This is a genomic window from Corynebacterium sp. HMSC072A02 (assembly GCF_001810085.1).
Taxonomy (GTDB): Bacteria; Actinomycetota; Actinomycetes; order Mycobacteriales; family Mycobacteriaceae; genus Corynebacterium; species Corynebacterium hesseae.
Genome location: NZ_KV799847.1, coordinates 52967 through 64781, shown reverse-complemented (window position 1 = coordinate 64781; position 11815 = coordinate 52967). Strand labels below are relative to the sequence as shown.

Sequence of the window (11815 nt, the reverse complement as noted above, 5' to 3'; positions counted from 1 at the left end):
GTTACACATTAATAACTCACACCAGAATCGTCCTAGTTGGCCGCCAACTTCCTCCCCGCGGCGCGGCTCTGGCAATACGGGCAATAGTGAGTACCACGCCCACCTAGCACGGTTTTCAGGATTTCTTCGCCACAGCGATCACAGGGCTGACCGCCCCTCCCATATACGTGCAAGGAACGGTCAAAATATCCGGATTCGCCGTTAACGTTGACGTACAACGCATCAAAGCTGGTTCCGCCAACGGCGAGGGCGGAGCGCATGACGTCGGCGGCCGCAGAAATCACAGCGACGGCATCGCGCTGCCGCAGAGCACTAGCCTTCTTCAGCGGAGAAATCTGGGCCGCCCACAGCGCCTCATCAGCATAGATATTGCCCACCCCGCTGAGCACCGTTTGGTCGAGCAAAGCCACCTTGACCGCGGTGCGTTTCGCGCGCAGGCGCCGCCCTGCCGCGGTCAGGTCGAAGTCTGTTTCGAGAGGATCGGGAGCGATATGTGCCATCCTCAGCCACGGCCCGAGACGCCAATAGCCGAAGGTGCGCTGGTCCACGAAGCTGAGACGGGTGGCGTCATCAAGCACGGCGGCGATGCGCACGTGCGGCGAATCCACCTCGCCGATCCGCACCTGCCCCGACATGCCGAGGTGGATGAAGAGCACATCGCGAGCTGGGTCGGTGTGATCCTCGTCGGCGAACTCCAGCCACATGAACTTGCCGCGGCGCGCCACCGCGGCAATCTTCCTGCCCACCAGCAGCGCGGACAGCGGGGCTTCCTGGCCCCGGTTGGCGCGCGGGTGGAGAACATCTACTGCAGCAAAGGAGCGCCCCACAAGATAGGGCTCGAGTCCGCTGCGAACAGACTCGACTTCGGGAAGTTCTGGCATCGAATTCTCGTGGCTTAGCTCTCTTTGCCGGCGGTGCCCTGCACCAGCAAGGGTGTCTCGCGCAATGCTTGGCACGCTTCTTCCGCTGCCTGCTGCTCGGCGAGCTTCTTGTTATGCCCTGTTCCCCTACCCACGGTCAAACCGGCCACGGTGGCCACGGCGTTGAAGGTTTGATCGTGCTCAGGACCCGTCGAGGTGGCCGAGTACACCGGCATCGCGGCCTTCAGCTCCGCGCACAGCTCCTGCAAGGTGGTCTTCCAGTCCATATGACGGCCGGACACCACGGCGTTGTCAATCTTGGCGGCGAACAGCTTCAGCACCACCCCGCGGGCAACCTCAAAACCATGCTGGCGGTAGATAGCCCCGAGGATGGCCTCGGTGGTATCGGCCAAGATGGAGTCCTTGTCACGGCCGCCAGTAGATTGCTCACCCTTGCCCAACAGGACGTGCTCACCCACGCCGATTTCGCGGGCGACATCGGACAGGCCATAGCGCGACACGATGGAGGCACGCATCTTAGAAATATCCGACTCGGGGCGCGAGGGGTACTTGTCGTAGAGCTTGGCCGCGATGGACAAGCCCAAGACGGCATCCCCCAGGAACTCGAGGCGCTCGTTGTTGGGCAGGTGCCCGTTCTCGTTGGCGAAGGAGCGGTGGGTCAGTGCCAAGCACAGCAGCTCATCGCTGATCTCCACGCCGAGTGCTTTTAGCAGCGGGGCGTGATCTACCTCCGCGAAGGCCGCGGCTAGTGCCTGTTCACCAGTGAGTTTCTTCTTCTTGCTCATAGGAACTTCTCCAAACCAGACCAACGCGGATCCACGCGCTCTTCTTCCCCAGAGACCCCCGTGGTTACTCCATCGGGAGCATCCGCCTCGCAACCATCCTCGCACGTTGGCGCAAAGGGAAGGGATAAACCTGCCTCATCGATCACGGTCTGGAGGAGGTCGAGGATTCCATCCTTGATCTCGGGAACCTCATCACCGGAACCGCGATCCTCCTCCTCGGTCTCATCCCCGCTGACGAAGGACTCATCTGCGGAAAACACCTGGGATACATGGAGATCCAGTTCCGGGTGCAGCTCTGCCAGGCAGCGGGCGCATTCGCCGCTGAGGGTGCCGGTGATATCAGCGTCCACCAACACACCAGAGCCCAACGGGGTCAAGGTGGCATCCACCTTAACCTCAGTACCTTCCGGGATGCCGATCATTTCCACGCCGATGCGCTCTGGCGCGGGTCCGGTCTGCACGCGGTGCTCAGGCAGCGCGTCGGTTCCTTGGCTGCGGAGCAATTCCGTCACGTCGAACTTCAATGGTGATTTCATAGCGCCCACCAGCTTACCCTGTGCTGGCCCGCGCGCCCTAGACTGGCAAAGACCTGAATGCTGGGGCATAGGCGCTTAAGCACTTGGCCTAACAGCTCGATTCTGTCCTCGGCGCTGTTCTCGCTTTTGCTGCACTCATCTCCTGGCGCGCGGAGCGGCCGCGCATTAGTCCCCTCTAGTAGTCGCGGGGCGCACGCGGCGCCCGGCGCGCCGGTTCCCGAGTCTCGCGCACAGCGCCGCGTCCCTCGCCACGCGCTTCCCCACGAGAGCGCACACCAGCACCTCGGCGCAGAGCGGAGCGATCGTTATTCACGGTGCGCAGGAGGTCAGACAAGGTGGTCTCGAATTCCCCGAGCTTGGCGTCAACGAATTCATCGCACTCGGTGCGCAGACGGTTGGACTCAGAGTGCGCGGTCTCCACGATACGGTGCGCCTCATCATCGGCGCGGCGCACGACCTCGGATTCGGAGACCAAGCGGTCTTGTTCAGCTTGGCCTGCAGCGACGGCACGCTGGTATTCCTCATCTGCTTGGGCGCGGGTGCGCTCGGCGTCGGAGCGTGCGTTGTCCACCAGGTTGCTGGCCTCGTCCTCTGCCTGGGCGACAAGGGTGGTGGCGCGATGTTGGGCGTCGGCCAGCATGGCGTCCGAATCCTCACGCGCACGGGTCACGGTGTCATCAGCCTCGGCATTGGCTTCAGAAATAATCTGCTCCGCGCGTTCTTCTGCACCCTGCAGGATCTCATCCTGCTTGTCCAAGACGTCCTGGGCATCATCCATTTCGACCGGGAGAGCGTTGCGGAGATCGTCGAGAAGCGCCAGCATCTCGTGGCGCGGGACCATGCAATTAGAGGTCATGGGAACGGCATAGGCCTGTTCCAGGTTGCGAACAAGTTCATCGAGGGACTCAAATACGCGGTACATGGCACCAGCCTAACCAAGCACATACGCACCGCGACGTATCCCACGCGGGAAGAAACGGCGAAAACCTCCCCACTCAGTGGGGAGGTTAAACCAAGGCATAGAGAGGAATAGGGAAAGGCTGGGGCTAGATCACGCCCTGCGCCAGCATGGCATCAGCCACCTTCTTGAAGCCAGCGATGTTAGCACCCGCGACATAGTCACCCTCCAAGCCATATTCCTTAGAAGTCTTATCGATATTGCGGAAGATATTGGACATGATCTCGTGGAGGCGCTGGTCGGTGTACTCGAAGGTCCAGGAGTCACGGGAGGCGTTCTGCTGCATCTCCAGCGCAGAGGTCGCCACACCACCTGCATTTGCGGCCTTACCCGGCGCGAAGGCGATGCCATTTTCCACAAAGTAGTGGGCGGCATCCGGGGTACAGGGCATGTTCGCGCCTTCGGCAACATAGCGCACCTGATTCTTGACCAGGAGCTTGGCGTCCTCGCCGTCGAGCTCGTTTTGGGTAGCGCACGGCAAGGCAACGTCGGCGCTGACCTCCCATACGTTGCCACCCTCGTGATACTCCACGCCCGCACCCGCTTCGCCGGCGTAGGTGGAAATGCGCTCGCGGCGAACTTCCTTAATCTCCTTGAGTAGCTCTAGGTCCACACCGTTCGGGGTGGTGATGTAGCCGGAGGAGTCAGACATCGCGACGACGGTACCGCCGAGCTGTTGCACCTTTTCGGCGGCGTAGATGGCAACATTTCCGGAACCGGAGACAATCACCTTGGCGCCGTCGAAAGACTCACCATGGGCCTTCATCATTTCCGAGGTCAGATACACCAGGCCGTAACCGGTAGCCTCGGTACGCACGAGGGAGCCACCCCAGCTCAGACCCTTGCCGGTAAGAACGCCAGACTCGTGCTTGCCCTCCAGTCGGCGGTACTGGCCGAACAGGAAACCGATTTCGCGTCCGCCCACGCCAATATCACCGGCCGGGACGTCGCGGTATTCACCAATGTGGTTGTGCAGCTCCGTCATGAAGGATTGGCAGAAACGCATGACCTCGGCTTCTGACTTACCCTTCGGGTCGAAGTCAGAACCGCCCTTGCCGCCGCCGATAGGCAGGCCGGTCAGGGAGTTCTTGAAAATCTGCTCGAAGCCGAGGAACTTGATGATGCCCAGATTGACGCTCGGATGGAAACGCAGGCCGCCCTTGTAGGGGCCGAGCGCGGAGTTAAATTGCACGCGGAAACCGCGGTTGACCTGAATCTGGCCGCTGTCATCCACCCACGGCACGCGGAAGATGAGCTGACGCTCGGGCTCGCACAGTCGCTCGACCAGGCCGTAATCAGCGTAGTGAGGGTCTTTATTGAGGACGATCTTCAGTGAGTCGAGTACCTCAGCGAGTGCCTGATGGAATTCCGGTTCGCCAGCATTACGCTTGAGAAGCTTGCTGTAGTAATCGGAGATTTGCTGGTCGATGGACATGGCAATCCTTTCATTGGGCACCGTTCCTCACGGTCGGTGCGTCATCCATTGAACAAGCAATAGTTTTCTATCAATCGACCTAAATTGCAAGATGGCCGTACTGTGGCGTGCCTTAAGGGCTGGTCAGAGCGCGAAAATTTTTTCTCGTATCTCTGCCATATACTCATGGGCATGCGCATTCTTGTTGCCCCCGATTCCTTTAAAGGCACCGCTACTGCAGCCGAAGCTGCCGCCGCCATTGCATTGGGCGCGCGGCGCGCTCTCAGCTCCTCGCCCCACGCAGACACAGCGAAGGTAACGACCCTGCCCATGGCCGATGGCGGCGAAGGCACCGCGGAGGTGCTCGCCAGCGCCGCTGTTCATCGCCACGGCACGGCGGGGCAAACGATTACGCTGCCTACCACCGATGCCATTGGCCGCCTGACCGAGGCCAGCTACCAGCTCGTTGGTGACACAGCCTTCATCGACGTCGCCGCCGCCACCGGCCTTCCTGCCGTTTCCGACGCCCTCGATCCACTCCATGCGGATTCCTATGGAACGGGCGTGCTGGTGGCCGACGCCGAATCGCGCGGCGCCAAGCACATCGTTCTTGGCCTCGGCGGCAGCGCCAGCATCGACGGCGGTCTCGGCATCCTCGCCGCGCTCGGCGCCGCCGCCCACGATGCCCGCGGATACGCCCTGCCCAAGGGCGGCGCACCTTTGGTCAACCTCGACCACATCGACACCGCGCAGCTCAACATGAAGGCGGCCATGCTGGACTACACCTTGGTCACCGATACTCGCGCCGTGCCCGTCCAAGCCGCAACGATGTACGGCCCACAAAAAGGCGCTGAGGGCGAACAAGTAGCACTACTGGCGGGCGCGATGCTACGGCTCTGCGAAGTCACGGAGACCGACCCACAGGCCGAATTCTTTGGCGCCGCAGGCGGCATTCCCATCGCCCTGAGCTGGCTTTCGCGCACGCTCTGGGGCACCTCGGAGCACTGCCGTATCGTGCCGGGCGGCCAGTATGTAGCCCAAGCACTCAATCTACCCACGCGTATCGCCGAGGCGGATCTCGTCCTTACCGGCGAGGGGCGCTTCGACGAACAATCGCTTACCGGAAAAGTGGTAGGCACGCTGGCTGAGATGACTGGGCCACCAACCCTCGGCATCATCGCCGGCTCCGCAACCGCACCGGCGCCGGAGGGCGCACTGCTGGAAGAACTCGACGGGGAGGAAGGCGGGGACGTCGCCCAGCACTTAAGCAATGCGGCCGAACGCCTCGTCCGCAGCGTTCTGCAGAGCTAAAGCTCTCTGAGGGCTATAGCTTTCAGCAGAACTACGGGGTCACCTGCACCGCCCACGGGAAAATTGCCGGACGCTCGTGGGCGAGCTCATCTTCCAGCAACACGTGGTCCTTCGGCAGGACCGAATGGGGCGTCAACAGGCGCGCGAGGACCATGGTCAGCTGATTGACGGAGCCCTTCACGCCATCGACATCGATGGCATAGCGGTAGACATTGGAATCCTCTAAATCACGCTCTTCATGCTCATCGCGGTAGGTCTGGCGCAGCTGTTCTTCCAGCCCCTCCGGGAGTGCAGGATCGGGCACACGGGTAACCTCAGCAGAAGCTAAGGAGCCGTTATCCACCAGCTTGTGGGTAGCAGCGCTAAAGATTTCGGCCACGCGCTCGGCTTGAGCATCCGGCACCAGAACATCAAAGTGAATCAATGGCATGTAGGTAACCCTACCCAAACTTGAAGGACAGTAACTATGGCAGATCCCACACTTTCTCGGCTGAGCTCGCTCCTCAAAGAAGATTCCGTCGATCTCAGCTGGCAGCGCGCCTTCTATGAAGACATGCACGCCCACCCGGAGCTGTCCCACGAGGAGGAACGCACCGCCGGGCGGATTCTGGAACAGCTAGACAAGCACGAGTGCGAGCTGGTCACCGGTATCGGCGGCCACGGCATCGTCGCTATCTTCCGCAACGGTGATGGCCCGACCGCCCTAATGCGGGCGGATTTTGATGCCCTCCCCGTTGCGGAAGAAACCGGCGTCCCCTTTGCCGCCACCAATGGCGCGATGCATGCCTGCGGGCACGATGTGCACACGACGGCATTACTTGGCGCGTGCGCGATTCTCGACGCCCACCGCGAGGCCTGGCACGGCACCTTCCTAGCACTGTTCCAACCAGCAGAGGAATCATCCATGGGCGCCAAGTACATGATTGCTGACGGGCTCACCGACCGCGTTCCCGCACCGGATGTGTGCTTTGGTCAACACGTCATGCCAGGCCCCGCCGGCCAGGTGCAGTCCACCGCCGGCCCCATCCTGGCCGGCTGCGATTCCCTCCGCATCCGCATTACGGGGCGCTCCGCGCACGCCTCCATGCCGCACGAGGCCATCGATCCTTCCTACGTGGCCGCCATGGTGGTCACCCGCCTGCAGGCCATCGTCGGCCGCGAAGTCCCTCCCCATGATTTCTTTGTCATCTCGGTGGGCGAGCTGCATTCGGGCGATAAAAACAACATCATTCCGGGCAGCGCCGAACTCGTACTTAACACCCGCTATTACAAGCCAGAGTTGGCGCAGCGCGTCTATGCCTCCCTCGAGCGCATGGTGCGCGCCGAGTGTGAAGCCTCGGGATGCCCAGCAGAGCCTACCTTCGAGTACTTTGCCCATGGCGAAGTCACCGATAATGACGCTTCCACTCATGAGACCATTCGCTCGGCCTTCGACGCAGTCTTTGCTGATCTCTCCGTGAGCGCCACCCCATCCACCGTCTCCGAGGATTTCTGCTATCTCCCACAAGCCTGGGGCGTGCCTTATAACTTCTGGTTCATCGGCTCCACGCCGGAACACCTCCTGCACAACCCACCGGTCAACCACCAATCCACTTTCCTGCCGGATTATGAGCCCACCATGCGCTCGGCCACCCGCGCCGGGGCTGCAGCCGTCCTGTCTTTTCTGGGGCGCTAACCTTCCCGGCACAACGTTTTCGCCGTGTGTGATGATTAGCGCACGGTGGCTGGCAGTGCTCTCGCCTGCAGCTGAATACGGAACTGGTTAAGCTTGGGTATTGGTATTTTTCCGCATTTTTTATGCCTAAGGTGAAGGGATTTTCATGAGTCAACCCCAGCACTCCGATTTTCAGACCGCAGTTCCCGGACACGTCCGCGCCGCTGCTGGTGTCTCCCCCTCTGCCGCGACCAACCGCAAGTTCTGGTCCGGCTTGTCTTCTTCAGTAATGGAGCAGATTGCTGACAACTGGGAGGCCACCCGCAGCGCCTACGCTGCCACCCGCCAGCAGCACTACTTCTCTGCTGAGTTCCTCCAGGGTCGAGCCCTGCTCAACAACCTCACCAACGTCGGTCTCGTCGATGAGGCCCGCGCCGCTACCAGGGCTGCGGGCCACGAGTTGGCTGATGTCCTCGAAGCCGAGCACGATGCCGCACTCGGCAACGGCGGCTTGGGCCGCCTCGCCGCGTGCTTCCTCGACTCCGCAGTAACCCAGGACTACCCGGTGACCGGCTATGGTCTCTTGTACCGCTATGGCTTGTTCCGCCAGTCCTTCGAGAACGGCTTCCAGCGCGAGGAGCCGGATGCATGGATGGAAAACGGCTACGACTTCATCATTCGCCGTGCCTCCGAGCAGCGCTTGGTCCACTTCGATGACATGGACGTACGCGCTATCCCCTATGACATGCCAATCACTGGCTACGGCACCAATAACGTGGGCACCCTGCGCCTGTGGAAGTCCGAGCCTATCGATGAATTCGACTACGATGCCTTCAACTCGCAGCGCTTCACCGAAGCCATCGTGGAGCGCGAGCGCGTCATGGACATCTGCCGCGTGCTCTACCCCAACGACACCACCTACGAGGGCAAGGTGCTGCGCGTTCGCCAGCAGTACTTCTTCGTCTCGGCCTCGCTGCAGCAGATGATCGATAACTACATCGAGCACCACGGCGAGGACCTCACCGGCTTCGCTGAGTATAACTGCATCCAGCTCAACGACACCCACCCGGTACTGGCCATCCCGGAATTGCTCCGCCTGCTTCTCGACGAACACGGGATGGGCTGGGATGAAGCCTGGAAGGTCGTCACCGAGACCTTCGCCTACACCAACCACACGGTGCTGGCTGAGGCCCTGGAGAGCTGGGAAGTGTCCATCTTCCAGAAGCTGTTCTGGCGCATCTGGGAACTGGTGGAAGAGATCGACCGCCGCTTCCGCGAGGACATGGCCCAACGCGGCTTGGATCAGGGCCGCATCGACTACATGGCCCCGGTATCCGACGGCCACGTCCACATGGCGTGGATCGCCTGCTATGCCGCGTACTCCATCAACGGCGTCGCTGCCCTGCACACCGAAATCATCAAGGCGGACACGCTCTCCGAGTGGCACGAGCTGTGGCCGGAGAAGTTCAACAACAAGACCAACGGTGTGACCCCGCGCCGCTGGCTGCGCATGTGCAACCCGCGCCTGTCCGACCTGCTCACAGAACAAGCTGGCTCCGATGCCTGGGTCACCGATCTGACTGAGCTGGCGAAGCTGGCTCCTTTGGCAGAGGATGAGAAGGTACTGCGCCAACTCATCAATATCAAGCGCGCCAACAAGCAGGATTTCGCCGCCTGGATTGACGCGCACCAGGGCGCAACCGTGGACCCGGATTCCATCTTCGACGTCCAGATTAAGCGCCTGCACGAGTACAAGCGCCAGCTGATGAACGCGCTCTACATCCTGGACCTGTACTTCCGCATCAAGGTCGACGGCGAGACCGTCCCGAAGCGCACCTTCATCTTCGGCGCGAAGGCCGCCCCGGGCTATGTCCGCGCCAAGGCCATCATCAAGCTCATCAACGCCATCGGTGACTTGGTCAACAACGACCCAGCCACCAAGGACGTACTCAACGTGGTCTTCGTTGAGAACTACAACGTCTCCCCCGCCGAGCACATCATCCCGGCCGCTGACGTCTCCGAGCAGATTTCCGTCGCTGGCAAGGAAGCTTCCGGTACCTCCAACATGAAGTTCATGATGAACGGTGCCCTGACCTTGGGCACCATGGACGGCGCCAACGTGGAGATCGTCGAGGCAGTGGGCGAAGAAAACGCCTACATCTTCGGTGCCCGCAACGAGGAGATCCCGCAGCTGCGCGCCGAGTACAACCCGGGTGAGCTCTACAACACGGTTCCGGGCTTGGCACGCGTCCTCGACGCCTTCACCGATGGCACGCTGGGCTCTGAAAATGCGGGCATGTTTGGAGATCTTCGCTCCTCGTTGCTCGATGGATTTGGCGAGCACGCCCAGGACACCTACTACGTTCTTGGGGACTTTGCCGACTACCGCGAGACCCGCGACCGCATGGCAGCCGACTATGACGCTGATGAGCTGGCATGGGCCAAGAAGGCATGGCTTAATATCTGCTACTCCGGCCGCTTCTCCTCCGACCGCACAATCGCCGACTACGCCAACGAGGTGTGGAAGCTGGCCCCGACTCCCATCGCCAACGTCTAGGTAGACGGGGTTAATAGGCGCGCTAGTGCCTATTAACCCTTAGATGGGTAGTCCTTCAAGGCTCCTTCAAGGCAAAAGCGCCGCCCCACTCAATTACCCCCTTCCGCCATTGCGGGAAAGAGGCCGAGTGAGGCGGCGTTGCCTTACTGCGCGAGAGCCCTACTTATCGCGCAGCGTCTGACCCAGCTCGTGGACCTGAATCATGTTGGTGTTACCAGAGATTCCAGGAGGCGTACCGGCGATGACGACGATCATGTCGCCTTCCTTGTACTTATCCATCCCCAGCAGCGCCTCATCAATGGCTTCCATCATGTTATCGGTGGACTCCACCGATTCACTCAGGAAGGTCTCGGCGCCCCAGGTCAAGGCCAGCTGCGAGCGCACAGCCGGGTGCGGGGTAAAGGCAAGCAGCGGCAGCGGCGAGTGCAAACGAGCCACGCGCTTTGCGGTATCACCGGAGGTGGTGAACGCCACGATTGCCTTCGCGTTAAGGCGCTCAGCGATATCGCGTGCGGAGTAGGACACGACACCGCGCTTGGTGCGCGGAACGTGCGTCAGCGGAGGAACGCGGCCACCCTGCTCGGCATTCGCGACGATCTTGGACATGGTGCGCACGACATTCTGTGGGTCGATGCCCACGGACGTCTCACCGGAGAGCATGACTGCATCGGCGCCGTCGAGCACTGCGTTGGCAACGTCGGACGCCTCCGCACGGGTCGGCCGCAGATTGGAAATCATGGAATCGAGCATCTGCGTTGCCACGATTACCGGCTTGGCGTTCTCACGCGCAATCTGGATGGCGCGCTTCTGGAACAGCGGAACCTGCTCCAGCGGCACCTCGACGCCGAGGTCACCGCGGGCAATCATGATGGCATCGAATGCCAGCACGATGGACTCGAGGGCATCGACAGCTTCCGGCTTCTCCAGCTTGGCGATGACCGGAACGCGGCGGCCTTCCTCATCCATAATCTCGTGGACCTTGTCCACGTCGGCCGGGGAACGCACGAAGGACAGAGCAATCAAGTCCACGCCAAGCTTCAAGGCGAAGCGGAGATCTGCGATGTCCTTTTCCGACAGGGCCGGGACGGAAATGTCCATGCCCGGCAGGGACACGCCCTTGTTGTTCGAGACCGGTCCGCCTTCGGTGACCTCACAGACGACGTCGTTGCCATCGACTTCCTTGCACACGACGGCGACCTTGCCATCGTCGATAAGCAGGCGGTCACCCGGCTTCGCGTCCTTCGCCAGGTTCTTGTACGTGGTGGACACGCGGTCGTGCGTGCCTTCCACGTCCTCAACAGTGATGCGGACGATCTCGCCGTCCTTCCACATCTCTTCACCGTTGATGAAGCGACCCAGACGGATCTTCGGACCCTGCAAGTCCGCCAACACACCGACGGCGTGGCCGGTCTCATCGGTGGCCTCGCGGACCCAGCGATAGTTCGCTTCATGATCCGCGTGCTCGCCGTGAGACATGTTCAGACGCGCCACGTCCATGCCCGCTTCAACGAGGCCAAGGATTCCTTCCTTGCTTGCTACCGCGGGACCCAACGTACAAACGATTTTGGTTCTTCTATCCAACATGGAATGCCTTACTCACATCGGGAGCTTCTAACGGTTCCCAAACTACCCCGGTTTACTGGTCTCGGCCACTACGAATGACGCTCGTAGCGCGTTTTCAACCCTCGTCCCGAGCGCCTCCGGGTCTGAGCAAAGCCC

At 61.3% G+C, this 11815-nt stretch carries 10 protein-coding genes; 3 read left to right on the top strand and 7 right to left on the bottom strand.

The genetic code is table 11. From position 1 onward, the window contains the following. Positions 1–32: 32 nt before the first annotated feature. The 5 genes from mutM to gdhA all read right to left on the bottom strand — a co-directional run bounded on the left by mutM (position 33) and on the right by gdhA (position 4595). The gene (gene mutM, locus HMPREF2698_RS05530; RefSeq protein WP_070562751.1) at positions 33–881 is read right to left on the bottom strand and encodes a bifunctional DNA-formamidopyrimidine glycosylase/DNA-(apurinic or apyrimidinic site) lyase; all 849 of its coding nucleotides are present in this window, start codon (positions 879–881) and stop codon (positions 33–35) included. A 14-nt stretch (positions 882–895) separates the two neighbouring features. Then, positions 896–1666, bottom strand: a complete 771-nt coding sequence (gene rnc, locus HMPREF2698_RS05525; protein ID WP_070445456.1) for a ribonuclease III — start codon at positions 1664–1666, stop codon at positions 896–898. Further along, positions 1663–2202, bottom strand: coding sequence for a YceD family protein (locus HMPREF2698_RS05520; protein WP_070562748.1), 540 nt, complete (start codon positions 2200–2202; stop codon positions 1663–1665). Before HMPREF2698_RS05520 ends, rnc begins: the two co-directional genes overlap by 4 nt. Positions 2203–2377: 175 nt before the next feature. Beyond that, the gene (locus HMPREF2698_RS05515) at positions 2378–3124 is read right to left on the bottom strand and encodes a DivIVA domain-containing protein (RefSeq protein ID WP_070562745.1); all 747 of its coding nucleotides are present in this window, start codon (positions 3122–3124) and stop codon (positions 2378–2380) included. A 124-nt stretch (positions 3125–3248) separates the two neighbouring features. Next, positions 3249–4595, bottom strand: coding sequence for an NADP-specific glutamate dehydrogenase (gdhA, locus tag HMPREF2698_RS05510; protein WP_070562742.1), 1347 nt, complete (start codon positions 4593–4595; stop codon positions 3249–3251). A 171-nt stretch (positions 4596–4766) separates the two neighbouring features. Here gdhA and HMPREF2698_RS05505 point away from each other — a divergent pair, with 171 nt between their 5' ends. Further along, positions 4767–5885, top strand: a complete 1119-nt coding sequence (locus tag HMPREF2698_RS05505) for a glycerate kinase (RefSeq protein WP_070563155.1) — start codon at positions 4767–4769, stop codon at positions 5883–5885. A 31-nt stretch (positions 5886–5916) separates the two neighbouring features. On the opposite strand, the gene HMPREF2698_RS05500 is transcribed toward HMPREF2698_RS05505, so the two are convergent. Continuing rightward, on the bottom strand, positions 5917–6315 hold the full coding sequence (locus HMPREF2698_RS05500; protein ID WP_070562739.1) for a hypothetical protein: 399 nt from the start codon (positions 6313–6315) through the stop codon (positions 5917–5919). Positions 6316–6351: 36 nt separating this feature from the next. Between HMPREF2698_RS05500 and HMPREF2698_RS05495 the strand changes: the two genes are divergently transcribed. Then, positions 6352–7560, top strand: a complete 1209-nt coding sequence (locus tag HMPREF2698_RS05495; RefSeq protein ID WP_070562736.1) for an amidohydrolase — start codon at positions 6352–6354, stop codon at positions 7558–7560. 145 nt (positions 7561–7705) lie between these two features. Beyond that, complete coding sequence (locus HMPREF2698_RS05490; protein WP_070562733.1) at positions 7706–10096, top strand: glycogen/starch/alpha-glucan phosphorylase; 2391 nt, start codon at positions 7706–7708, stop codon at positions 10094–10096. A 159-nt stretch (positions 10097–10255) separates the two neighbouring features. Here the strand turns inward: HMPREF2698_RS05490 and pyk are convergent, their stop codons facing one another. Further along, complete coding sequence (gene pyk / locus HMPREF2698_RS05485; protein ID WP_070520168.1) at positions 10256–11677, bottom strand: pyruvate kinase; 1422 nt, start codon at positions 11675–11677, stop codon at positions 10256–10258. Between the last annotated feature and the right edge of the window lie 138 nt (positions 11678–11815).

Bases quoted from the DNA above. Each gene is read 5' to 3' on its own strand.
- mutM (WP_070562751.1), bottom strand. From the start codon at position 881: ATGCCAGAACTTCCCGAAGTCGAGTCTGTTCGCAGCGGACTCGAGCCC.
- gdhA (WP_070562742.1), bottom strand. From the start codon at position 4,595: ATGTCCATCGACCAGCAAATCTCCGATTACTACAGCAAGCTTCTCAAG.
- HMPREF2698_RS05495 (WP_070562736.1), top strand. From the start codon at position 6,352: ATGGCAGATCCCACACTTTCTCGGCTGAGCTCGCTCCTCAAAGAAGAT.
- rnc (WP_070445456.1), bottom strand. From the start codon at position 1,666: ATGAGCAAGAAGAAGAAACTCACTGGTGAACAGGCACTAGCCGCGGCC.
- HMPREF2698_RS05520 (WP_070562748.1), bottom strand. From the start codon at position 2,202: ATGAAATCACCATTGAAGTTCGACGTGACGGAATTGCTCCGCAGCCAA.
- HMPREF2698_RS05490 (WP_070562733.1), top strand. From the start codon at position 7,706: ATGAGTCAACCCCAGCACTCCGATTTTCAGACCGCAGTTCCCGGACAC.
- HMPREF2698_RS05500 (WP_070562739.1), bottom strand. From the start codon at position 6,315: ATGCCATTGATTCACTTTGATGTTCTGGTGCCGGATGCTCAAGCCGAG.
- HMPREF2698_RS05515 (WP_070562745.1), bottom strand. From the start codon at position 3,124: ATGTACCGCGTATTTGAGTCCCTCGATGAACTTGTTCGCAACCTGGAA.
- HMPREF2698_RS05505 (WP_070563155.1), top strand. From the start codon at position 4,767: ATGCGCATTCTTGTTGCCCCCGATTCCTTTAAAGGCACCGCTACTGCA.